At 63.6% G+C, this 22,143-nt stretch carries 22 protein-coding genes and 1 tRNA gene; 17 read left to right on the top strand and 6 right to left on the bottom strand.

All coding sequences use genetic code 11. From position 1 onward, the window contains the following. Positions 1 to 84: 84 nt before the first annotated feature. Positions 85 to 324, bottom strand: coding sequence for an Lrp/AsnC ligand binding domain-containing protein (locus M9955_21370; GenBank protein ID MCO5084195.1), 240 nt, complete (start codon positions 322 to 324; stop codon positions 85 to 87). Between the two features lie 142 nt (positions 325 to 466). On the opposite strand from M9955_21370, the gene M9955_21365 reads away from it, so the two are divergent. Then, complete coding sequence (locus tag M9955_21365; protein ID MCO5084194.1) at positions 467 to 886, top strand: DUF4864 domain-containing protein; 420 nt, start codon at positions 467 to 469, stop codon at positions 884 to 886. A gap of 6 nt (positions 887 to 892) precedes the next feature. Here M9955_21365 and glpX read toward each other — a convergent pair whose 3' ends face one another. From glpX to M9955_21345, 4 genes are all read right to left on the bottom strand, one after another. Continuing rightward, positions 893 to 1,873 (bottom strand): class II fructose-bisphosphatase, encoded by a 981-nt coding sequence (gene glpX, locus M9955_21360; GenBank protein ID MCO5084193.1) that lies wholly within the window; start codon positions 1,871 to 1,873, stop codon positions 893 to 895. 221 nt (positions 1,874 to 2,094) lie between these two features. Next, positions 2,095 to 3,408 carry a homoserine dehydrogenase gene (locus tag M9955_21355; protein ID MCO5084192.1) on the bottom strand — a complete coding sequence of 438 codons (1,314 nt, stop codon included), beginning with the start codon at positions 3,406 to 3,408 and terminating at the stop codon, positions 2,095 to 2,097. 37 nt (positions 3,409 to 3,445) lie between these two features. Next, positions 3,446 to 4,669 (bottom strand): LL-diaminopimelate aminotransferase, encoded by a 1,224-nt coding sequence (locus tag M9955_21350; GenBank protein ID MCO5084191.1) that lies wholly within the window; start codon positions 4,667 to 4,669, stop codon positions 3,446 to 3,448. 90 nt (positions 4,670 to 4,759) lie between these two features. Then, the gene (locus tag M9955_21345) at positions 4,760 to 5,074 is read right to left on the bottom strand and encodes a hypothetical protein (protein MCO5084190.1); all 315 of its coding nucleotides are present in this window, start codon (positions 5,072 to 5,074) and stop codon (positions 4,760 to 4,762) included. Between the two features lie 169 nt (positions 5,075 to 5,243). Here M9955_21345 and phaC point away from each other — a divergent pair, with 169 nt between their 5' ends. The 3 genes from phaC (at position 5,244) to M9955_21330 (ending at position 8,642) form a co-directional block, all read left to right on the top strand. Further along, positions 5,244 to 7,067, top strand: a complete 1,824-nt coding sequence (gene phaC, locus M9955_21340) for a class I poly(R)-hydroxyalkanoic acid synthase (protein MCO5084189.1) — start codon at positions 5,244 to 5,246, stop codon at positions 7,065 to 7,067. A 234-nt stretch (positions 7,068 to 7,301) separates the two neighbouring features. Then, positions 7,302 to 8,495 (top strand): YcbK family protein, encoded by a 1,194-nt coding sequence (locus M9955_21335; protein MCO5084188.1) that lies wholly within the window; start codon positions 7,302 to 7,304, stop codon positions 8,493 to 8,495. Positions 8,496 to 8,566: 71 nt separating this feature from the next. Further along, positions 8,567 to 8,642, top strand: a tRNA-Glu gene (locus M9955_21330). Between the two features lie 407 nt (positions 8,643 to 9,049). Here M9955_21330 and M9955_21325 read toward each other — a convergent pair. Next, on the bottom strand, positions 9,050 to 9,382 hold the full coding sequence (locus M9955_21325) for a hypothetical protein (protein MCO5084187.1): 333 nt from the start codon (positions 9,380 to 9,382) through the stop codon (positions 9,050 to 9,052). Between M9955_21325 and M9955_21320 the strand changes: the two genes are divergently transcribed. The 13 genes from M9955_21320 (at position 9,381) to M9955_21260 (ending at position 22,141) form a co-directional block, all read left to right on the top strand. Further along, positions 9,381 to 10,529 (top strand): NADH:flavin oxidoreductase, encoded by a 1,149-nt coding sequence (locus M9955_21320; protein ID MCO5084186.1) that lies wholly within the window; start codon positions 9,381 to 9,383, stop codon positions 10,527 to 10,529. The genes M9955_21325 and M9955_21320 overlap by 2 nt on opposite strands. Positions 10,530 to 10,697: 168 nt before the next feature. Then, positions 10,698 to 12,356: an ABC transporter substrate-binding protein gene (locus tag M9955_21315; GenBank protein MCO5084185.1), complete on the top strand. Its 1,659-nt coding sequence runs from the start codon at positions 10,698 to 10,700 to the stop codon at positions 12,354 to 12,356. Between the two features lie 7 nt (positions 12,357 to 12,363). After that, on the top strand, positions 12,364 to 13,362 hold the full coding sequence (locus M9955_21310; protein MCO5084184.1) for an ABC transporter permease: 999 nt from the start codon (positions 12,364 to 12,366) through the stop codon (positions 13,360 to 13,362). 9 nt (positions 13,363 to 13,371) lie between these two features. Continuing rightward, positions 13,372 to 14,379 (top strand): ABC transporter permease, encoded by a 1,008-nt coding sequence (locus M9955_21305; GenBank protein MCO5084183.1) that lies wholly within the window; start codon positions 13,372 to 13,374, stop codon positions 14,377 to 14,379. Beyond that, positions 14,379 to 15,398 (top strand): ABC transporter ATP-binding protein, encoded by a 1,020-nt coding sequence (locus tag M9955_21300; protein MCO5084182.1) that lies wholly within the window; start codon positions 14,379 to 14,381, stop codon positions 15,396 to 15,398. Before M9955_21305 ends, M9955_21300 begins: the two co-directional genes overlap by 1 nt. Beyond that, a complete protein-coding gene (locus M9955_21295) occupies positions 15,395 to 16,441 on the top strand; it encodes an ABC transporter ATP-binding protein (GenBank protein MCO5084181.1) in 1,047 nt (348 codons plus the stop codon). The genes M9955_21300 and M9955_21295 overlap by 4 nt, the downstream gene beginning before the upstream one ends. A 27-nt stretch (positions 16,442 to 16,468) precedes the next feature. Then, on the top strand, positions 16,469 to 17,215 hold the full coding sequence (locus M9955_21290; GenBank protein MCO5084180.1) for an SDR family oxidoreductase: 747 nt from the start codon (positions 16,469 to 16,471) through the stop codon (positions 17,213 to 17,215). 266 nt (positions 17,216 to 17,481) lie between these two features. After that, positions 17,482 to 18,366: a DMT family transporter gene (locus M9955_21285; GenBank protein ID MCO5084179.1), complete on the top strand. Its 885-nt coding sequence runs from the start codon at positions 17,482 to 17,484 to the stop codon at positions 18,364 to 18,366. Between the two features lie 39 nt (positions 18,367 to 18,405). Then, a complete protein-coding gene (gene mobA, locus M9955_21280) occupies positions 18,406 to 19,026 on the top strand; it encodes a molybdenum cofactor guanylyltransferase MobA (GenBank protein ID MCO5084178.1) in 621 nt (206 codons plus the stop codon). Then, the gene (gene mobB / locus M9955_21275; protein MCO5084177.1) at positions 19,023 to 19,535 is read left to right on the top strand and encodes a molybdopterin-guanine dinucleotide biosynthesis protein B; all 513 of its coding nucleotides are present in this window, start codon (positions 19,023 to 19,025) and stop codon (positions 19,533 to 19,535) included. Before mobA ends, mobB begins: the two co-directional genes overlap by 4 nt. A gap of 195 nt (positions 19,536 to 19,730) precedes the next feature. After that, positions 19,731 to 20,519, top strand: a complete 789-nt coding sequence (locus tag M9955_21270; protein ID MCO5084176.1) for an ABC transporter substrate-binding protein — start codon at positions 19,731 to 19,733, stop codon at positions 20,517 to 20,519. A gap of 81 nt (positions 20,520 to 20,600) precedes the next feature. Then, positions 20,601 to 21,314 carry an ABC transporter permease gene (locus tag M9955_21265; GenBank protein ID MCO5084175.1) on the top strand — a complete coding sequence of 238 codons (714 nt, stop codon included), beginning with the start codon at positions 20,601 to 20,603 and terminating at the stop codon, positions 21,312 to 21,314. Next, positions 21,311 to 22,141: an ABC transporter permease gene (locus M9955_21260; protein ID MCO5084174.1), complete on the top strand. Its 831-nt coding sequence runs from the start codon at positions 21,311 to 21,313 to the stop codon at positions 22,139 to 22,141. Before M9955_21265 ends, M9955_21260 begins: the two co-directional genes overlap by 4 nt. Positions 22,142 to 22,143: the final 2 nt, after the last annotated feature.

Below are 22,143 nucleotides of genomic sequence, written 5' to 3'. Positions count from 1 at the left end.
TGTGCGCGGCTTCAACCGCGAAATGTGGGCAGATTCACGCCAGCATGATGCGACAAGAGGCAGAAAACGCCCAAAGGACGGGCTTCAGAAAGCCCGGAAGGTAACGATCGTATAGGTGTCCTTGATGTACGGGATGACCTGGACCCGCTCATTGACGAAATGGCCGATGTCGACCTCGTCTTCCTCGACGTAGAATTTTGCCAGGAGATCGAAGCTGCCCGCGGTGGAGTAGATCTCCGAAGCGATCTCGGCATCGGCAAGCGCGCTTGCAACCTCGTAGCTCTTGCCGAGCTCGCATTTGATCTGCACGAAGAAGGCTCTCATCATCGCACCGCCGGTTTATCGTGTCGGCTCTTAGAGCAAGATGCGGCCCGCTGCCAAGGAATTTTGCCGCAGACGTAAACCGGCGCGCCGCTATTGCCGTATAATGCGACAAAACCGACCGGAATGCGGGATGCAAAAAGCCATGCTGCGGATCGTCTTGATCATATGCGCCACGCTGCTCGCGCCCGTCGCCGCCGCGCTGGCCGGCGAGGCCGAGTTCAAAGCCGCGCAGACGACTATAGACAGCCAGATCAGAGCTTTCCTTGCTGACGATACGCAGACCGCCTACGGCTACGCCGCGCCGAATGTGCAGCGCATCTTTCCGACCGTCGAGGCATTCATGGGCATGGTGACCGGCGGCTATATGCCGGTCTACCGGCCGAAGAGCTATGCCTTCGGCAAGGTCGAGCAGACCGGCCCGAACTCGATCACGCAGCAGGTGCTGATCGTCGGGCCGGACGGCAAGGACTATGAGGCGGTCTACACGCTCGAACTGCAACCCGACGGCGTCTTCCGCATCACCGGGGTAAGTCTGCGCGCCTCCAACACACTGAGCACCTGACGGCGCTCAGTTCGGGCCGAACTTGTCCGTGTCCTGATGCCGGGCCTTGATCTCGCGCACCGTGCGGGTCGAGGAGCGCAGCACGATGGTGTGGGTGCGGATCGAGTCCTTGCCGAATTTGACGCCGGCCAGCATGTTGCCGTCGGTCACGCCGGTCGCGGCAAAAAGCACGTCGCCCCGCGCCATGTCTTCGGCGCGATAGACGCGCGTCGGATCGGCGATCCCCATCTTCGCCGCGCGCGCGACCTTTTCCGGCGTGTCGAGGATGAGACGGCCCTGCATCTGGCCGCCGATACAGCGCAGCGCTGCGGCCGCGAGCACACCTTCCGGCGCTCCGCCCGAACCGAGATAGATGTCGATGCCGGTTTCATCGGGATCGGTGGTATGGATGACGCCGGCAACGTCGCCGTCGCCGATCAGCCGGATCGCCGCGCCGGTGGCGCGAACCGCTTCGATGAGCTTCTGATGGCGCGGCCGGTCGAGGATGCAAGCCGTGATCTCGCTCACCGGCACGCCCTTGGCCTTGGCCAGCCTCTCGATGTTCTCGGCCGGCGACGCGTCGATGTCGACGGTCCCCTCCGCATAGCCGGGGCCGATGGCGATCTTGTCCATGTAGACGTCCGGCGCGTTGAGCAGGCTGCCTTTTTCCGCGATGGCGACGACCGCGAGCGCGTTCGGCAGGTTCTTGGCGCAGATGGTGGTGCCTTCCAGCGGGTCGAGCGCGATGTCCACTGCCGGCCCCTCGCCCGTCCCGACGTTTTCGCCGATATAGAGCATCGGCGCCTCGTCGCGCTCACCCTCGCCGATCACGACCGTGCCCTTGATCGGCAGGCGGTTGAGCTCGGAGCGCATGGCGTCGACGGCGACCTGGTCGGCCGCTTTCTCGTCGCCGCGGCCGCGCAGGCGGGCCGCCGCCACCGCGGCGCGTTCGGTCACGCGCACCAGCTCGATCGTCAGAATTCGGTCGAGGCCGCCGACGGTCGGCATTGCAGCATCTCTGTTCGGAGAGTCCATGATGGTTCCCTGTTCCTTGCGATTGCAAGGCTTGTGTCAAAGCCTCGTGACAACCGCAAGTCAGGCAGCCGGCATAAGATCGGTTTAAGACGAAACGGACGCGCAGCGCCGATCTGCAAATGCCGATCTTCGCCTATTCCGGCTCTTGAACCGGCGATTCCGACGCCGGCTTTCCCGGGGCGCGGAGAATGTCGTCACCCGGCCCGCTCGATGCGGATCACCTGCGGCTTGTCCGTCAGATGCCCGTCCTTGGTGATGCCGTCCACGGCCTTCCTGACCGCTGCCTCGGTGGTCTCGTGGGTGACGAGAATCACCGTCTTCTGGTCATTCGCCTGCGAGCCGACGGCGTGCTGGACGATCGATTCCAGCGAAATCTCGTTGTCCGCCATGCGCTTGGCGATCGCCGCGAAGACGCCGATACGGTCATGCACGGTAAGGCGGATGAAATAGCCGCCTGCGTGGCTGCGCATCTGCGCCTTCTTATAGGGTTTCAGCTCCTTCGCCGGGCGGCCAAAGACCGGGCCGTGCTGGAAACCGGGACGGCTTTTTGCGATATCCGCAATGTCGCCGATCACGGCCGAGGCGGTCGCGTTGCCGCCCGCGCCGGGGCCGGAGAGAAGCAATTCGCCCAGAATGTCCGTCTCTATGGCGACCGCGTTGGTCACGCCATGCACCTGCGCGATGACCGAGGCGGTCGGCACCATCGTCGGATGTACACGCTGCTCGATGCCGCTTTCCGTCCGCTGCGCGACGCCGAGCAGCTTGATCCGGTAGCCGAGCTCGCCGGCGGCGCGGATGTCGGCCTGCGTGATGTTGGAAATGCCTTCCAGATAGATGTCTGCCGCCGAAATCCTGCAACCGAAGGCGAGGCTGGTCAGGATCGACAGCTTGTGGGCAGTGTCGTTGCCCTCGATGTCGAAGGTCGGATCGGCTTCGGCGTAGCCAAGCCGTTGCGCATCCGCCAGACAGGCCTCGAAAGACAGGCCCTCGCGCTCCATGCGCGTCAATATGTAATTGCAGGTGCCGTTGAGGATGCCGAAGACACGGGTCACCGTATTGCCGGCAAGAGCCTCGCGCATGGTCTTGATGACCGGTATGCCGCCAGCGACGGCCGCCTCGTAGTTCAGCAGGACGCCTTTCTTCTCGGCGATCTCCGCCAGCGCCACGCCATGCCTGGAAAGCAGCGCCTTGTTCGCGGTGACGACATGGCGGCCGGCTTCCAGCGCGGCCTTCACCGCCTCGCGCGGCGCGCCCTCGTCGCCGCCCATCAGCTCCACGAAAACGTCGATGTCGGCCTTTGCCGCCAGCGCGACCGGATCGTCGAACCATTCCACGCCGGAAAGGTCGATCCCGCGATCGCGCTTGCGGTCGCGCGCGGAGACGGCCGCAACCACGACCGGCCGGCCGCACTGGCGGGTGATCTCCGCCGCCTTCCCGGCCAGAAGCCGGACGACAGAGCTTCCCACCGTGCCAAGTCCGGCAATGCCGATCCGCAAAGCTTCCGCCATCGCGTCCCGCCTCTCTCAGTCTGGATTTCGGATCAGTTCAGGCGCCGCGACGAGCCGCAAGCGGAACGACGTTGTTCGGCTGCTTTTCCGTCATCGCCAGGAACTTCTTGATGCTTCGCGCCGCCTGCCGGATACGGTGCTCGTTCTCGACCAGCGCGAGGCGCACATAGTCGTCGCCGTACTCGCCGAAGCCGACGCCCGGCGCCACCGCGACGTCGGCGTGCTCGATGAGCAGCTTCGAGAATTCCAGCGAGCCCAGATGGCGGAACTGCTCCGGAATCGGGGCCCATGCGAACATCGACGCAGGAGGCGCCGGAATGTCCCATCCGGCGCGACCGAACGCGTCCACCATGATGTCGCGGCGCTTGTGGTACACGGCGCGTACCTCAGCGATGTCCGAACCGTCCCCATTGAGCGCCGCCGTCGCCGCGACCTGGATCGGCGTGAAGGCACCGTAGTCGAGATAGGATTTCACCCGCGACAGGGCGGCGATAAGCCGCTCGTTGCCGACGGCGAAGCCCATGCGCCAGCCGGGCATGGAGAAGGTCTTCGACATGGAGGTGAACTCGACCGTCACATCCATCGCGCCCGGCACCTGCAGCACTGACGGCGGCGGATTGCCGTCGAAATAGATTTCGGAATAGGCGAGATCGGACAGGATGACGATCTCGTTCTTGCGGGCGAAGGCCACGACGTCCTTGTAGAAATCGAGGCTGGCGACCAGCGCCGAGGGGTTCGACGGATAGTTGAGGATCATCGCCAGCGGCTTCGGGATCGAATGCCGCACGCCGCGCTCGAGCGCCGGGATAAAATTTTCGTCCGGCTCCACCGGAATGGAGCGGACAACCCCGCCCGACATGATGAAGCCGAAGGCGTGGATCGGATAGGTCGGGTTCGGGCACAGCACCACGTCGCCCGGCGCTGTGATCGCCTGCGCCATATTGGCGAAGCCTTCCTTGGAGCCGAGCGTCGCGACGACCTGCGTCTCGGGATTGAGCTTCACGCCGAAACGGCGCGCATAATAATTGGCCTGGGCGCGGCGCAGGCCGGGAATGCCGCGCGAGGAGGAATAGCGATGCGTGCGCGGGTCGCGAACCACTTCGCAGAGCTTGTCGACGATGGCTTTGGGGGTCGGCAGATCGGGATTGCCCATGCCCAAGTCGATGATGTCGGCGCCACGGGCTCGCGCGCTGGCCTTGAGCCGGTTCACCTGCTCGAAGACGTAGGGCGGAAGGCGGCGGACCTTGTGAAACTCTTCCATCGTGGCGACCAGTCAGAGGGTAGGTGGAAATTCGCGGCGGCTATACACGTATTCGCCCGGCCGGTCGATAGGATCGGCCCGCCGGCGGGATCATTGTTTCCCTTCGATTTCCGCGAGCACGCTGGCGCCCTTGTCGTCGGCGAGTTTCTTGAGCCGCGCCTGCTCCTCGGCGGACATCGTCCGGCCGCCCGCGCCGGCCTGCGCGCTCCGCGCCGCGGAGGTAAGGTTTGCTCCGGCAGCCGCACGTTGCTCTGGGGTGATCTGCGACGCGGCGGCCTGCGGCCTGATGTTGAGGTTCGGGTAGGTTCCCGTGTCCTGCGGCTGCGAGCCGCTGAGCGATGGCGCGGTGCTGGCCGGGCCGACACCCTCGTTGATGTCCGACGCGCATCCGCCCAGCAACGCCATGCTGCACAGCAGCACCGCGGCAACCCCTCCCCTGCCAGCCAAAATCCTTGCCGTATCAGCGTGATATGTCATATTTCTGATTCTTCTTGCTGGTCAGAGCGTTGGACCTTGTCGAAGTTGACATGATATTGTGTCAAGAAAAAAGTCCGGAGGAGGAACCAGCGCGATCATGGCGAACGATGCCGACTCAAAAAAGGGCACGGGCGACAAGTCCCCGGTCGACCAATATCTGATCAAGGACCCGGAAAAGTTCGCCATCAATTTTGCCAAGATGGTCGAGCAGGCCGGCAAGGCCGCATCCGCATGGGTGGCCCCCCGCGAAAAGGGCGAAGTGCGCGACAGTGTCGCCGAGCCGATGGCCGACATGGTCAAGACCTTCTCCAAACTCGCCGAATACTGGCTTTCCGATCCCGCGCGCGCGCTTGAGGCGCAGACGAGGCTCTTCGCCGGCTACATGGACGTCTGGAACGACGCGATCCAGCGCAGCGGCGGCGAGGAGCCGGCGAACGCCATCGTGCCGGAGCGTGGCGACAAGCGGTTCCAGGACCCCGAATGGGGGAAGAACGCATTCTTCGATTTTCTGAAAAAGACCTATCTCGTCACCTCGCGCTGGGCGAACGATCTCGTCGAAAACGCCGAACTCGACCCGCACACCAAGCACAAGGCCGGCTTCTACGTAAAACAGCTTTCGCACGCCATCTCGCCCTCGAACTTCATCCTCACCAATCCCGAACTGTTCCGCGAAACCGTCGCCAGCAACGGCGAGAACCTCGTGCGCGGCATGCAGATGCTCGCCGAGGATATCGAGGCCGGCCATGGCGACCTGAAGCTGCGCCAGGCCGATTATTCGCGGTTCGAAGTCGGCGAGAACATCGCCACGACACCCGGCAAGGTGGTTGCGCGCAGCGCGCTGGCCGAGATCATCCAGTATGCGCCGACGACAGAGAAGGTGCTGAAGCGGCCCCTTCTCATCTGCCCGCCATGGATCAACAAGTTCTATATTCTCGACCTTAACCCGGAAAAATCCTTCATCCGCTGGGCGGTGTCGCAGGGCCACACGGTCTTCGTCATCTCATGGGTGAACCCTGACGAGCGTCACGGCCGCAAGGGCTGGGAGGCCTATATCCGCGAGGGGCTACAGTTCGGTCTCGACACCGTGGAGAAGACGACCGGCGAACGCGAAGTCAATTCCATCGGTTATTGCGTCGGCGGCACGCTGCTGGCGGCGGCGCTGGCGCTCTTCGCCAAGGAGCGGGAGGACCGCATCAAGTCGGTCACCTTCTTCACCACGCAGGTGGATTTCACCCATGCCGGCGACCTGAAGGTCTTCGTCGACGAGGACCAGATCGCCGCGCTCGAAAAATCCATGGACGAAAAGGGCTATCTCGACGGCACCAAGATGGCGACGGCCTTCAACATGCTGCGCGCCGGCGATCTGATCTGGCCCTACGTCGTCAACAACTACATGCGCGGCAAGGTGCCCCTGCCCTTCGACCTGCTCTACTGGAATGCGGATTCCACCCGCATGGCGGCCGCCAATCACTCCTTCTATCTGCGCAATTGCTATCTCGAGAACAACCTCTCGCAAGGCAGGATGGAACTGGCCGGGCAGGCCGTGTCTCTCGGCGACATCAAGATCCCGGTCTACAACCTCGCCGCGCGCGAGGATCACATTGCCCCGGCGCGCTCCGTCTTCCTCGGCTGCCAGTATTTCGGAGGCGAGGTCGAATATGTCATGGCAGGCTCGGGCCATATCGCCGGCGTCGTCAATCCCGCCACCTCGCAAAAGTACCAGTACTGGACAGACGGCAAGCCGACGGGCGCGTTCGAGGACTGGGTGGCGAAGGCGGCCGAGACCCCCGGCTCCTGGTGGAGCCACTGGCAGCGCTGGATCGAGGGTAAGGACAACAGGAAGGTGCCCGCGCGCAAGCTTCCCGGCGCGTCGAAGACCCTCGGCGACGCACCCGGCAGCTATGTGAAGGTGCGCGTCTGAGCGCAGAACGGCGTTGCGGAAAGCAGGGAAAACGAAACGCACGGGCGTTGACGCGCTGCCTCGATCCGGGCGAAAAGGTGGCGTGAACCTTGTTCTCGCCTCATTTGAGCCATAGCCCGGCGGAGAGGGCTTGCAGTCTGCCGCCAAGGCGATTCGAGCCGGGCTCCGTCCCGGTGCCGTACAGACCATCCGGCGTGTTCCGCCAGCCGGTGCCGTAGTGAGAGGGAAGCGATTTTGGACCTTGCGCGATCGCGTTCCGCGAAGAAGTTCCTGTATGCTCTCGGAGCCGCCGCCTGCCTGATCGCCGCGTCCTGCTCCACGTCGCCCGACGGCCAGGCAAGTTTCGCATTGTCCAATCCCGGGCTGACGCCTGAAGCCGATTCCGCGAACGACGGCGCGGTCACCGAGACGGCCACGACGGTCGACGGCAATCTCCCCGACCAAGTGGCTTATCTGCCGGGCAGCAAGCCGGCCTCGTCCTTTCCCGAGGCGGGCGTCGCCGCGGCGGCGGAAGCCTCCGGCGCAGCGGCAACCGCCGAAACCAAACCAGACACGGCAGACCTGAGCCAGACCGTGGCTACGGCTGCCGCGCCGGAAGCCGAAAAGCAGCCTCGCGCAAAAGAGCAGATTCTCACCGCCGGTCCGGACACGCGGACAGAGCAGGTGCTCACGGCAGCAGATCCGGCCGCGCTCGCGCCGGCACCGAAGAAGCGCGGTTTCCTGTCGTCTCTGTTCTCGTCGAATCAGGCGGCGGCCGCGCCGGCGCCGGCTGCGACCAAGGTCAAACAACTCGCCACCGCGTCGAACGACGACGATGGATCGACGGAAAAGCAAAGGAAGCCGGCCGCTCCACTGGTCAAACTGGCGTCTCTCGAACCCTCCGACCAGTCCGAACTCTCCGGCTCCGTCACCGGGTCCTGGGGCAGCGATGCGCTTCCCGGCGTTCGCAAAAGCGCCCTCTTCGAAATCAAGCGCCGTTCCGGCCTCGATGATGACAGCGACGTCGACCTGCATGAGGAGGACGAGTTTCCGGCAGTGCGCGTCGCCTCGGCGGCCGGCATGGCCCGTCTCGCGCCCAACGGCCTGCTGCGGCAGACGGACAGCGTCGATGTCGGCTGCCTGAAACCCGGCCTCGTGAAGATGCTGCGGCAGATCGAAGGACACTTTGGCCGCAAGGTCGTCGTCACTTCAGGCTACCGCAGCCCGAGCTACAACAGGCGGGTGAATGGCGCCAAGCGCTCGCAGCACATGTACTGCGCCGCGGCGGACATTCAGGTCGCCGGCGTCACCAAGTGGGAGATCGCTAACTACGTGCGGTCGCTCCCCGGCCGCGGCGGAGTGGGCACCTACTGCCACACCGAATCCGTGCATGTCGACATCGGCCCCGAGCGCGACTGGAACTGGCGCTGCCGTCGCCGAAAGGCCTGAAAAAAGTCGAAGATTTCCGGTTCCAGCGGGTTGCCGGGACGAAACAAGCTGACTATAAGCCCGCTGTCTGCGCGCCCATCGTCTAGCGGTCCAGGACGCCGCCCTTTCACGGCGGAAACACGGGTTCGATTCCCGTTGGGCGTGCCAGTCTTTTCAATCAATTCGGTGTCACCGCGGCCCGTCTTGCAGGCGTTGGCAAGTATGCAGGTATTGCTGCTCCTGTCGGCGGCGCCCGCAGGCACGGCGTCCGATCCTTTCCGAGCGGCCGGCTGCGACCTTTAGCTTCCCGGCCCGCTCAACCAAGCGCTACGCAGTTTCAGGCGCGCGTTATGCTTGCCGCGCGTACCCGGCTCTTCTCGAAAGTGTCGCAGATGATCCCCGGCAGGTGGGTTATTTCCGGAAGCCACTCCTAATCTGATGCGTGAACCACACGAATAATGAGAAAATAGCATCAATAAAACAGGAATTATGCATCAATACGACCTGATCGGATTGCCCGGGAGTGTCTGCTCCTGCCTATGTGGCGCATTCAGGGATGGGAGGGGTGCAGCGTCCTAAAAGGGGCAACCGTCCATCAAGGCTGCACAAAGATCAGAAGAACCCGGAAATACACTAAAATCATTGCAGAAATCTGATTTGGCGGCGATGATCCTGTCGCGGCGCTTCGCTCCACCAAGCGCCGGCGGTGCCGGAAAACCGAATATCCATACTTCCACGTTGACGGAAAACAGCGCCTCTGTACTAATGCGCAAAAAGCAATGATGAAACCGGACAGCCACTCGGGCCTGCCCGGCATTTTCGCAGGGGATCAATGTGACAAAGCCGTTTTCCAGAATCTTCTCGCAATTCCAGCTTGGAAAGCTCGCGCTCAAGAACCGGATCGTCATGGCGCCCCTGACGCGGCAGGCAGCGGAAGCCGACGGAACGCCGAACGACGAAATGGTCGCCTACTATGCCCGGCGGGCGCGGGGCGGCGTCGGCATGATTGTCACCGAAGGAACCTTCGAGAACGATGAACTGGGATGCGTCGCCTATCTGAACCAGCCCGGCATCGCCACGCGGCGTCATATCGAGGGATGGCGGAAGGTCGTGGACGCCGTGCACGCGCACAAGACTCCCATCATCCTGCAACTCATGCACGGCGGACGCGTCAGCGATCCCCGCTGCATCCATCCCGGCGAGCAACCCGTGAGCGCCAGCGATACGCAGAGTCCGGGCTGGGTCCTCTACACGGACAATGACGACGAGAAGAACAACAGGAGCATTCCGGGCGACTGGCCGAAGGTGACCTTCCCGCCGGCCCGCGCGCTGACAATCGCGGAGATCGAGCGCGTCGCCGACGGCTTTGCGGAAGGCGCGGCCCGCGCGGTCGAGGCGGGTTTCGACGGCGTCGAGATTCATGGCGCGAACGGCTACCTGCTCTACCAGTTCATCCATCCGAAAACCAACCGGCGCACCGACGACTACGGCGGATCGGCCGAGAACAATGTCCGCCTGGCCAAGCTCGCCTGCCGGCGGGTCCGGGAGGCCATCGGCCCGGACAAGGTCATCACCCTGCGTCTCAGCCAGGACGGCGTCGACGACTTCGCCGGCGCATGGCCGGGCGGCGTCGCCTATGCCCGGGAAATCGGCCGCGCGCTGGCGGATTGCGATGCCGATGCGCTGCACTGGTCGAGCTTCGCTTGGAACCAGAACAGGGACGATACCGATCCGACGCCGATGCCAAAGGCCCTGCGGGAGGCGAGCGGAAAGCCGGTGATCGTCAATGGCGGCATCATCGACGGCGCCACCGCCGAGGAGCCTCTGGAGACCGGAGCCGGCGATCTCGTCGCGGTCGGCAGGCCGCTCTTTGCCCAGCCCGACTGGCCCCACATCATCCGCTCCGGCGAGGCGTATGAATGGGCGCCCTTCACGCGGAAATACGTGATACGCCCGCCCTACGACTATGCGCACGGCTATCCGGTCAGCCTACCCGAGGTGGACTGGAATCCGGATTTCACCAACACGCGTCGCAGCCCGGGCTGGATGGACTGATAGGGCTCCCGTCATCCGATTTGATGCTCGTTTCAGATCAATGATGTCCCTTTCATTATTAGACTCGGCAGTGCCCGCATCGCATAGTCGATCCGTTCGCAGGTGCGGTATCTGTCCTGGCGGCAGACGGCACCCAAAGCGTCACCAAATATAAGAAGGGGAACTGTCATGTCGTCATTTCGCGATTTTCTCGGGCCGAAACTCAACCGCCGCAACATGCTGCAGGCGGCTTCTGCCTCTGCCGCCGCCGCGGTGATGCCGCGCATTCTGAATATCCCGTCCGCCTATGCCCAGGCGGGCTCGACGCTCGTTATTGCCGCGCCCGCTACGCCGCAGAGCCTCGATTGCAATTTCGACGTCAGCCTCGGCACGTTCGAGGCGATCGCGGCGCTCTATGACGGTCTGCTCGGCTTCGAGAAGATTCCCGATGCTCAGGCCCCTGACGCCCGCCGCGAGGACATCGCATTCCACGGCGACAAGCCCGGCGGTGTCAACATGGTCGGCAAGCTGGCGGAAAGCTGGGAGCTCGATCCGAGCGGCAAGCGCGCCGTCTTCAAGCTGCGTCAGGGCGTGATGAGCAACTGGGGCAACGAACTCACCGCCGAGGACGTGCGCTGGACCTGGAACCGCGCCTTCGAACTCGGCGCGCTGGGCGCCTTCTATACGGCCGTGACCGGCCTCAAGAAGCCCGACGACGTGAAGGTCGAGGACAAATACGTGGTGTCCTTCAATGTGGAGGAGCCGAACCCGCTTCTGCTGAAGATTCACACCAATCTCTATACGCCCGTCTACGACAGCGTGAAATGCAAGGCGGAAGGCGGCACGGACGATCCGTGGGCGCGCAAGTTCATCGAGAACAACAGCGCCGGCTTCGGCCCCTATCAGCTACAGCAGCTGGTGCGCGGCCAGCAGGCCGTCTTCCAGGCTCGCGCCGACTATTATGGCGGCAAGCCGGCGATCGATACCGTCGTGTTCAAGGAGGTGCCGACCTCGGCGTCGCGCGTCCAGCTTCTGCAGGGCGGCGCGGTGGACATCGCGCAGTACCTGCAGCCGCTGGAGATCATCAGCCTGAAGAACGTGCCGAGCGTCGCGGTCGAGACCGTGCCGGCTTCGTTCATGATCTGGATCGAGCTCAACGCCAAGATCGCGCCGTTCGACAATGTCGACGTGCGCCGCGCCATGAACTTCGCCTTCCCTCAGCAGGAAGTAATCAAGGCTGTCTACCAGGATCTCGCCAGCCCGCTGAACGGCTGCATGCCCAACATCTATCCGGGCTTCTCGGGCGAGTTCTACAGCTACGAGCACAATCTCGACAAGGCCAAGGAGCTTCTGGACAAGGCCGGAATGGGTAGCGGCTTCAAGAGCACCCTCGCCTACAATGCGGGCGACCCGGTGCAGGAACCCATCGCCATCATCTACCAGTCCGCGCTGAAGAAGATCGGTGTTGAGCTGGAACTGAAGAAGGTGCCGGCCGGCTCGTTCTACAACTTCGTCACCGACCGCAAGCAGCCGATGATCTTCTACGTCGACAGCCCATGGTGCCCGGACCCGGGCTATTCGCTGACGCTCTACTTCGACAGCAAGAGCTACGTGAACTACTCGAACTACGCCAATGCGGAGGTCGACAAACTGCTGGCTGAAATGGCGGCGACAGCCGACGAGAATGTCCGCCTCGCCAAGGCCAAGGAAGCGCAGAAGATCATCATGGACGAGGCTCCCTGGACCTTCGTGACCTATCCGAACTACACCATGGCCCGGAAGGCCGATCTGAAGGGCTGGACCTACTACACGTCCAACAACATCCGGTTCCAGGACTTCAGCCGCTGAGCCTGACGTGACGTCGGCCCCCCAGGGCGCGGCCGCGCCCCAGGCAGCGAAAGACGAGGAGGCGGGCGCGGCGCCCGCCTCTGGTCGCTGGTCTTTCTTTCTGGCCGTGCTGCGGACACGCCCGCAGTTCGCGCTCGGCTATGGCATTGTGCTCCTGATCACGCTGCTCGCCATCTTCGCGCCGCTCATTGCGCCCTTCGATCCCGAACAGGCAAATCCCTCGGCATTCCTGCAACCGCCGGGATGGCCATATATCATGGGCACGGACGCGACCGGGCTCGACATCTTCTCACGCGTCATCTACGCGCCGCGCATCGATCTTGCCATTGCGCTTGCCGGCACCGTCGTGTCCGCCGTGATCGGCTCGATCCTCGGCGCGGTTGCCGGCTATTACGAGACCAAGCGCGGTCTCGGCCGCATGGTATCGGGTTTCATCATGCGCAGCTCGGATGTCATCCAGGCCTTTCCGGTCTTCGTCTTCGCCATCGCCGTCGTCGCCGTGCTGGGGCAGAGCCTGCACTCGATCGTGCTGGCGGTCGCCTTCGTGAACGCGCCGATCTATCTGCGCCTGATGCGCAGCCAGGTCCTGTCGGTGCGGCGCCTCCGCTACGTGGAAGCGGCCTACATTGCCGGCACGTCCGACCTCGGCATCCTGACCAGGCATGTGATTCCGAACGCCATGGCGCCAGTGCTGGCGCAGCTTTCGGTGAATATCGGCTGGGCGATCCTGCTCACAGCTGCCCTCTCCTTCATTGGTGCGGGCGTCGAGGCGCCGACGCCCGAATGGGGCAGCATGATCGCCATGGGCTACCAGAACATCATCACCGGGCATTGGTGGCCTTCGATCTTCCCGGGCCTCGCGCTCGCGCTAACCATCTTCGGGTTCTCGCTCGTCGGCGCCAGCGTCGAGGTGCTGGCCGATCCCGTTCGCCGCGGCCGGATGGCCGGCGAAATCCGCGACCGGCGCAGCCGCAAGGCCATCGCCGCCGCGTCAGGCCGGGCATAGGAGGAGGCCATGCAGATCCTCACCTATATCGGCCGCCGCCTGATCTTCGTCGGACCGCAACTGATCGGCATCCTGCTCGTCACCTTCCTTCTCCTGAAACTCATTCCCGGCGACCCGGCGGTGATGATGCTCGGCCCGTTCGCGACGGACGAAGGCCTCGCCCGGCTGCGCGCCGAACTCGGCCTCGACCGCTCCATCGTCGAGCAGTTCGGCATCTATCTCTGGCGCGTGCTGCACTGGGACCTCGGAACCTCCTGGCAGACGACGATGCCGGTGACGTCGGACCTCGCGCAGCGCTTTCCGGCGACGCTGGAACTGGTGACCCTTTCGCTGCTGCTCGCGCTCGCCATCGGCCTGCCGCTCGGCGTCGTCGGCGCCCGCAACAAGGACGGCATTGTCCGCAAGTTCGCCGACTATTACGGGCTGGCGGCCGGCGCCCTGCCGGATTTCTGGTTCGGCCTTGTGCTGATCTTCGTGTTCTACACGATGCTTGGCATGGTCCCGGCGCCTCTCGGCCGCATCGACTTCACCATCATTCCGCCGCCCGACGTCACCGGTTCGCTCCTCATCGACAGCCTGATCAGCGGCAACTGGCCGGCGCTCAAGAATGCGGCCGGACATCTCATCCTGCCGGTGCTGACGCTCGGCATCATCAACGCCGCGCCGATCCTGAAGATGACGGTGTCGACGATGGAGCGCATGCTGGAGGCCGATTTCAGCCGCTATGCCGAGATGTGCGGGCTGCCCCGGAACGTGGTGGCGCGCAAGGCGCTCAGGAACTCCCTGCCCTCGATCATCACCATCGTCAGCGTGCTCTACGGCTTTCTCATCGGCGGCGCGGTGCTGGTCGAGATCGTGTTCAGCTGGGGCGGAGCCGGACAGTATGCGGTGCAGGGCGTGTTGAACGCAGACCTCAATCCGGTCCTCGGTTTCGTGCTTTATTCCGCCATCCTGTCGCTGGTCATCTATCTGATCGTCGACCTGATCTACTTCGCCATCGATCCGAGGATGCGCTGATGGCCGCGAGCGTAAAAGACGAGACACGGGCCGGGCCGGCGACGGCGGAACCGCTGCTCGAATGCGACGGCGTGTCGGTAGCGTTTCCGCGCTACGGGACAGCGTCGTCCGAGGCGCTGAGGGATGTCAGCCTGACGATCCGTCGCGGCGAGATTCTGGGTCTCGTCGGCGAATCCGGCTCCGGCAAGACCATGCTGGCGCGCGCGATCATGCGGCTCGTGCCGCAGCCCGGCGAAATCACCACCGGAACGGTCAAATTCGAGGGCAAGGACCTCGGCAAGCTGGACGAAGAGTCGCTCAGGCGCATGCGCGGACGCGACATCGCCATGATCATCTCCAATCCGCGCGGCGAACTCGACCCGCTGCAGACCGTAGGGCAGCAGATCGGCAACGTCCTGCGCCATCATCTCGACCTGGATCGCAGGCAGATACGCGAACGCGCGCTCGACCTTCTGAAGCAGGTCAGCATTCCCGACCCGCAACGGCGGCTGGACGCCTATCCGCACGAGCTTTCCGGTGGCATGGCGCAACGTGTGGTCATCGCCATCGCGCTCGCCTGCTCGCCGCGCTTCATCATCTCCGACGACGCGACGAGCGGCCTCGACGTGACCGTCCAGGCGCAGGTGCTGGAACTGATCCGCAATCTCGTGAGCGAGCGCGGCACGTCGATGATGTTCATCACCCGCGACATCGGCATCACCGCGCATTACTGCGAGCGTATCGCGATCATCTATGCCGGCGAGATCATGGAGGTGGCCGACCGTGAGGTCTTCTTCGACGATCCGCAGCATCCCTACACGGTTCTTCTGCTGGCCGCTTTCGCCCAGAACGAGCGCTTGCGGCGCTACTGGCTGGGCGAAGACAAGGTGCGGGAAAACATCGGTCCGAGCCCGGTCGGATGCTCCTTCCAGAACCGCTGCGTGCGAGCGCAGGAGCGCTGCCGCGGCGATCATCCGGCGCTGACGGAACGCCGGCCGGGACATTTCGTGCGTTGCCATTTTCCGGTGGAGCGGCCGTGAGCGTCCTGACCGTAGACGAGCTTGTCCAGCACTTTCCGATCGCGGGCTCGAAATCCGTCGTGCGCGCCGTCAACGGGGTCTCCTTTTCGCTCGACAAGGGGGAGACGCTGGCGCTGGTCGGGGAGTCGGGCTCAGGCAAGACCACGATCGGCCGCTGCGTGCTCGGCCTCATCGAACCCACCGGCGGACGCATCGAATACAATGGCATGGTGCTTGGCGGCCGCCGGACGGTCCGTTCGCCCGACCTGCGGGGCAAGCTGCAGCTTGTCTTCCAGGAGCCGGCCGAATCCCTCAATCCGCGGATGCGCGTCTTCGAGCAGATCGACGAGCCGCTGCGCGCCCTGAAACTGACGCGGCCGGACCGCGAGAAGAAGGTGCGCCAGGCCGCCCGCCGCGTCGGGCTGGCCGAAGCGCTTCTGGAGCGCTATCCGGCCGAAATCAGCATGGGCCTTCAACAGCGCGTCGGCGTGGCGCGCGCCATGATCTCCGAGCCGGAGATCGTCGTGCTCGACGAGCCGACTTCGGCGCTCGATCCCACGGCCCGAGCGGAAATCATCGACCTTCTCATCCGCATCCAGCGCGAACTCGGCACGGCCTATCTCTTCATCAGCCACGACCTTTCGGCGGTGCGCCATATCAGCCACCGCATCGCCGTTCTCTATCTCGGCAAGATCGTGGAACAGGGACCGTCCGCGAAGCTTTTCGCGCAGCCCTCACATCCCTATTCCGTCGCGCTGCTGTCATCCGTGCTGCTGCCCAATCCGCGCATCCGCGCCGGCGGCAAGATTAGGCTTGCCGGGGAAATCCCGAGCCCGATCAACCTGCCGCCCGCCTGCTATCTGGCCGGCCGCTGCCCCATGGTCATCGATCCGTGCCGCGAGAAGATGCCGCCGGTCGAGACAGTTGCGGAGAACCATACGGTGCGCTGCTACCGACACGAGGAGGTCGCTGCGCTGGACAAGAATTTCGACAGTTTCGGCCGCTTCCAGAGCGAGGCGGACAGGATTCTCGGCGCGGGCGTTCCGGTCGCTGCCGCAAACTGAACTCGAGTGAAAAGCAGGAGATCGATCATGGGCAAGCTCGACGGAAAGGTTGCCGTCATCACCGGCGGCGGGAGCGGCATAGGACGGGGCGTGGCCAAACTCTTCGCCAGTGAAGGCGCGTACGTCGGCATCTTCGATCTCAACGCCGCCAACGCCAAGGCCGTCGCAGACGAGATCGCCGCCGCGGGCGGCAAGGCGGCGATCGCGACCGGCGATGTCAGCAAGGAGGAAGACGTGGCGGCCGGCCTGAAGTCTCTGGTCGCGGCGCTGGGCGACGTCGACATCATGGTCAACAATGCCGGCATGGACACCACTCATGAGCTCGACGGCATGCCCACAGACATGTGGGACCGGATGATCGACGTTCACCTGCGCGGCACCTTTCTGTTCACCCGCGCCGTGCTGCCGGCGATGAAAAGGAAGAAGTGGGGCCGCATCATCAATCTTTCCTCGCAGCTCGCTCACAAGGGCGCGCCGACGATGGTCCACTACGTCGCGGCGAAGGCGGGCATCATGGGTTTCACGCGCGCCCTCGCCTATGAGGTCGCGCGCGACGGCATCACCGTGAACTGCGTCAACCCCGGTCCGATCAATACGCCGCTGCTCAGCGGCCTGCCGCAGGACTGGCTTGAAAGGAAGAAGGGCGAACTGCCGATAGGCCGCTTCGGCGAGGTCGACGAGGTGGCGCCCGTGTTCCTCCTGCTGGCTTCGGACGAAGGATCGTATTTCGTCGGCGCCAGCCTCAACGTCAATGGCGGCGACTACATGATCTGACGGCGGTCCGCCCGCACTGCCGGGCGACTCCCGGCATGATCTCCGAACCATCGCAGGCGAGAACATCCGCGGCGCGGACGCTCTCGCGCCGCAGCGAATCCGTGTGTCGGCGTGCTCGCCAGTAGCGGGAGGCTGCTGGCACAGGCGGGGTTTTCCGTTGCGATCCACAGCCAAATGGCTAGAGAACTGACGTCAGGACCCGTCAATACGCTCAAAATCCCGGTTACCTGTTGGCTCTCTCGCAAAATGTTCGCGGCGCCTTGTTCATGTCCGTCTCCATGGCGGCATTCACGCTGAACGACGCGCTGGTGAAGGCCGTTTCCGAGCACATGAACATGGGGCAGGTCATGTTCATCCGGGGCTTGTTCGCGACGATGCTCCTGCTCGTGCTTGCATGGTACCAGGATGGGCTCGGAGGATTTCGCAACACGCTTCAACCCATAGTGGGCCTGCGTACGATCGGCGAACTGGGTGCGACGCTGTTCTATCTCATCGCGCTCGCCCACCTGCCTCTGGCGAATGTGTCGGCGGTGTTCCAGGCTTTGCCGCTGGCGGTCACGCTGGGTGCGGTCCTCTTCTTCCGGGAGCCCGTCGGCTGGCGACGGTGGATCGCGATCATGGTGGGTTTCATCGGCATCCTGATCATCGTGCGGCCCGGCCTAGAGGGCTTCACGATCTATTCTGTCTTCACGCTGATCTGCGTCGTGTTCTGCGCCCTGCGCGACCTCACCACCAGCCGTATCCCGCATTCCGTGGGAACTCTTCAGTTGTCGATCGTTACGGCCGGCGTCGTTGCCGTGTTCGGCGCTTTGCTGATCGTCCCCATGGGCGGCTGGTCGCCGATCTCCCCATACGATCTTGTTCTGCTGTTCGGCGCCGGCATACTGATTCTCGTCGGCTATCAGACGATCATAATATCCGTCCGAGGGACCGACATTTCGTTTGTCGCGCCATTTCGCTATACATCGCTTCTGTGGGCGTTGCTGATGGGACTTGTCCTCTTTTCGGATTTTCCGGACCTGCCGACCTTGACCGGCGCCGTGCTCGTCATCGGATCGGGAATCTACACGCTCTACCGAGAGCGCGTGACCGGACGCGCCAAGGTGGCATCCGGCAGCACGAACGCCGAAATGTTCCCGGACGGGCTATGAGGCGGCATGCGCGACCGGCCGCAGGATCGGCCTCCTGAGATGCGGTTGAACGTTGCCGGCGTCGTCCTCGCAGGCGGACGCGCGCGGCGCATGGGTTCCGACAAGAGCCTCGTGACGCTCGCCGGACAACCGCTCGTCTCGCTCGTCGTCGAACGCTTGCGGCCGCAGGTGGAAGAGCTTGTGATCAGCGCCAACGGCGATCCCGGACGCTTCGGCTTTCTCGGCATCGATGTCGTCGCTGACAGTATCGGCGGCTTCGCCGGGCCGCTGGCTGGAATCCTGACAGGCCTTCAGTGGGCGCGGAACCGTGGCTTCGGCCACGTGATCTCGGTCGCCACCGACATGCCGTTCTTTCCGCAAGACCTCGTGATGCGGCTTCGAGACACGGGCGATGGTGATGCGATCCATGTCGCGAGAAGCGGAGGCCGCCCGCACCCCGTTTTCAGCCTCTGGCCTGTGAGCGCCATCGATCCCGTCCTTGCGTTTCTTCAATCGGGAGAAAAGACGAGCGTGCTCCGGTTGATCGAGACCAGGCCGCATCGTTACGTCGACTTTGCCCTTCTCGACACGGGCGGCGGCAAGATCGATCCGTTCTTCAACATCAATACGCCGGACGACCTCGAGACGGCGGAGCGCATCATGGCGGGGTTCCAACCATGAGACATAGCGTCTTCGGCATCACCGGCTGGAAGAATTCCGGCAAGACCACGCTGACGGAGCGGCTTGTGGCGGAATTGAGCGGTCGCGGCTGGTCCGTTTCGACCATCAAGCATGCGCACCACGATTTCGACATCGACATCGAAGGCACCGACAGTTTCCGGCATCGCGCCGCAGGCGCCCGCGAAGTCGCGGTGGTCTCGGGGCGGCGCTGGGCGCTCATGCACGAACTGCGCGGTGAAGACGAGCCGGCGCTCGACGCCATTCTCGAACGCATTGCGCCCTGCGACCTGGTGCTCGTGGAAGGCTATAAGCGCGAGACGCATAAAAAAATCGAGGTGCGGCGCTTGGGCGCGAAGGACACACGGCCGCTGGCGCCGGGCGACCCGAACATCGTCGCGGTCGCGGCCGATCGCCCCCAGCCTGACGAGGCCCTTCCGGTCTTCGACGTGGACGACGTCGCAGTGGTCGCGGACTTCATCGAAAAGACGATGAAGCTGACCCGCCGCTGAAGCAGGCCTGGCTGAATCTCCAACCATATGACGTTACGGCAAGCGGCGCTATTGCGCGAAAGCCATGCATAATCAAACGGTTTAGAGATTGCTTTTTGTGAAAAAAGAGTGGGAATATCCGCCCAGCGAGCGGTGGGAGCGCCGCTCGACGGTCGTCATGTCAAAGACGGCCAGAAGCAAACAGAGAGGAACATCATGCGTATTTCCAAGCGTTTAATCCTGGCCGTCTCGGCCGCCGCGCTGGCGCTTTCGCTCGGCGCCGCGCAGGCGCAAGAGACGCTGAAGATCGGCACGGAAGGCGCCTATCCGCCCTTCAACAACCTGACCGCCGACGGCAAGCTGGAAGGTTTCGACATCGACATCGCGAATGCGCTTTGTGAGGAGATGAAGGTGACGTGCGAATTCGTCACGCAGGACTGGGACGGCATCATCCCCGCGCTGCAGGCCGGCAAGTTCGACGCCATCATCGCGTCCATGTCGATCACCGACGAACGCAAGCAGAAAGTGGACTTTTCGGAGAAGTACTACAACACGCCGTCGGCGCTTGCGGCTCCGAAGGACACCGAACTCAAGGGCGTGACCAAGGAAGATCTGGCTGGCAAGTCGATCGGTGCCGCGACCTCGACGACGCACCTGAACTACGCCCAGAAGACCTACACCGACAGCGACGTGAAGGGCTATCCGTCAAGCCCCGAGGAGCAGCTCGATCTCGCCAATGGCCGTCTCGACGCCATTCAGGACGACATAGTGGTGCTCAGCCAATGGCTGGATTCTCCTGACGGCGCGTGCTGCAAGATCCTCGGCGTGCCGGAACCCCAGCCGGTCGAGATCTTCGGACCGGGCGCGGGCATCGCCGTCCGCAAGGGTGAGACGGCGCTGGCCGACCGCTTCAGCGCTGCGATCAAGGCCATCCGCGCCAACGGAAAATACAAGGAAATCAACGACAAGTACTTCAAATTCGACGTCTACGGCGCCGAAAACTGATCTCCCTTGACGCAGCGGGCGGCGTGAAAAGCGCCGTCCGCATTTCAACGACACGGCGGCTAAGGGGAACGTAGCGAGCCGATGCAGAGCGTCTGGACACTTCTGAGCTGGGGGCCGGAGGGCTGGCTCGACGACATCGCGCACGGTGTCTTCATCACCGTTTCTCTTGCGCTTGCGACGCTGCCCTTTGGTCTGCTCATCGGCTTTTTCGTGGCTTTGGCAAAGCAGTCGCAGGAACCGTCCCTGCGCCTCGCGGGCAATGTCTATACGACGATCTTCCGTGGCCTACCGGAGCTGCTGACGCTTTTTCTGGTCTATTTCGGCGTGCAGATCGGACTTCAGAGCGCGGTGCGCCTCGTCATGCCGGATGCGACGGTCGAGGTGAACAGCTTCGTGTCCGGCATGGTGGCGCTCGGCGTGGTGTTTTCCTCCTATGCCAGCGAGGTGTTCCTGTCCGCCTTCCGGGCCATACCGCGCGGCCAGTATGAAGGCGGATATGCCGTAGGCCTCTCCGGCGGACAGACAATGCGGCTGGTCATCTTGCCGCAACTGGTGCGCATCGCCCTGCCCGGCCTCGCCAATCTCTGGCTGATCCTGCTCAAGGACACCGCGCTCGTCTCGGCCATCGGCCTTTCGGACATTCTCAGGCAGACCAACATCGCCTCCCGTGTCAGCAAGGAGGCGTTTCTGTTCTACGGTCTGGCCTGCCTGATCTATCTCGTCCTCGCCATCATCTCTTCCGTCGGCATCAACGCCATCGAGCGGAGCGTCGGCAGGCAGGCGGTGCAACGATGAGCGCGATCGCCGAAACGCCTGCCGCCGAGGTCGAACGGCCTCCGGAAGTCCGGCGGTGGACGCTGGAGCGCAAGATCGGCAACGTGCTGGTCGGCTTCTGGATCGTGCTCGGCATCGCGCTGGTGCTGTATCTCGTGACGTCCTGGAATCCAGAGCTCGTGGAACGCTATTTTCCCGGCTACATGAGCGGCCTTTGGGTGACGATCAAGCTGGTCGTGCTTTCGATCTTCTTCGGCGCCATTCTTTCCGTGCCGATCTGCTACGCGCGCCTCTCGTCGAACCCGGTGTTGCAGACACTTTCCTATGCTTACGTCTATTTCTTCCGGGGCACGCCGCTCCTCGCGCAGACCTTTCTCATCTACTACGGCCTCGGCTCCTTCCGCCCACAGCTTCAGGCGGTTGGCCTGTGGGATTTCTTCAAGGACGCTTTCAACTGCGGCGTCTTCGCCTTCACCCTGAATACCGCCGCCTATCAGGCCGAGATCCTGCGCGGCGCCATCCAGAGCGTTCCGAAAGGTCAATGGGAAGGGGCCGCATCGCTCGGCGTGCCGCGCCTGCTGACGCTGCGCAAGATCATCCTGCCGCAGGCGCTGATCGTGGCGCTGCGGCCTTACGGCAACGAGATCATCCTGATGATCAAGGGATCGGCCATCGTCGCCCTCATCACCGTCTTCGACCTGATGGGAATGACGCGACAGGCTTTTTCGCGCAGTTTCGATTTCCAGACCTATATCTGGGCCGCGCTGATCTATCTGGCGATCGTCGAAACGCTGCGCCACGCGATAGACTGGATCGAGCGCCGGATCACGCGACACCTCAAGCGTTGAGG

It is taken from the genome of Rhizobiaceae bacterium, assembly GCA_023953845.1.
Classification (GTDB): domain Bacteria; phylum Pseudomonadota; class Alphaproteobacteria; order Rhizobiales; family Rhizobiaceae; genus Arvimicrobium.
This window is presented reverse-complemented; position numbering and strand designations above follow the sequence as displayed.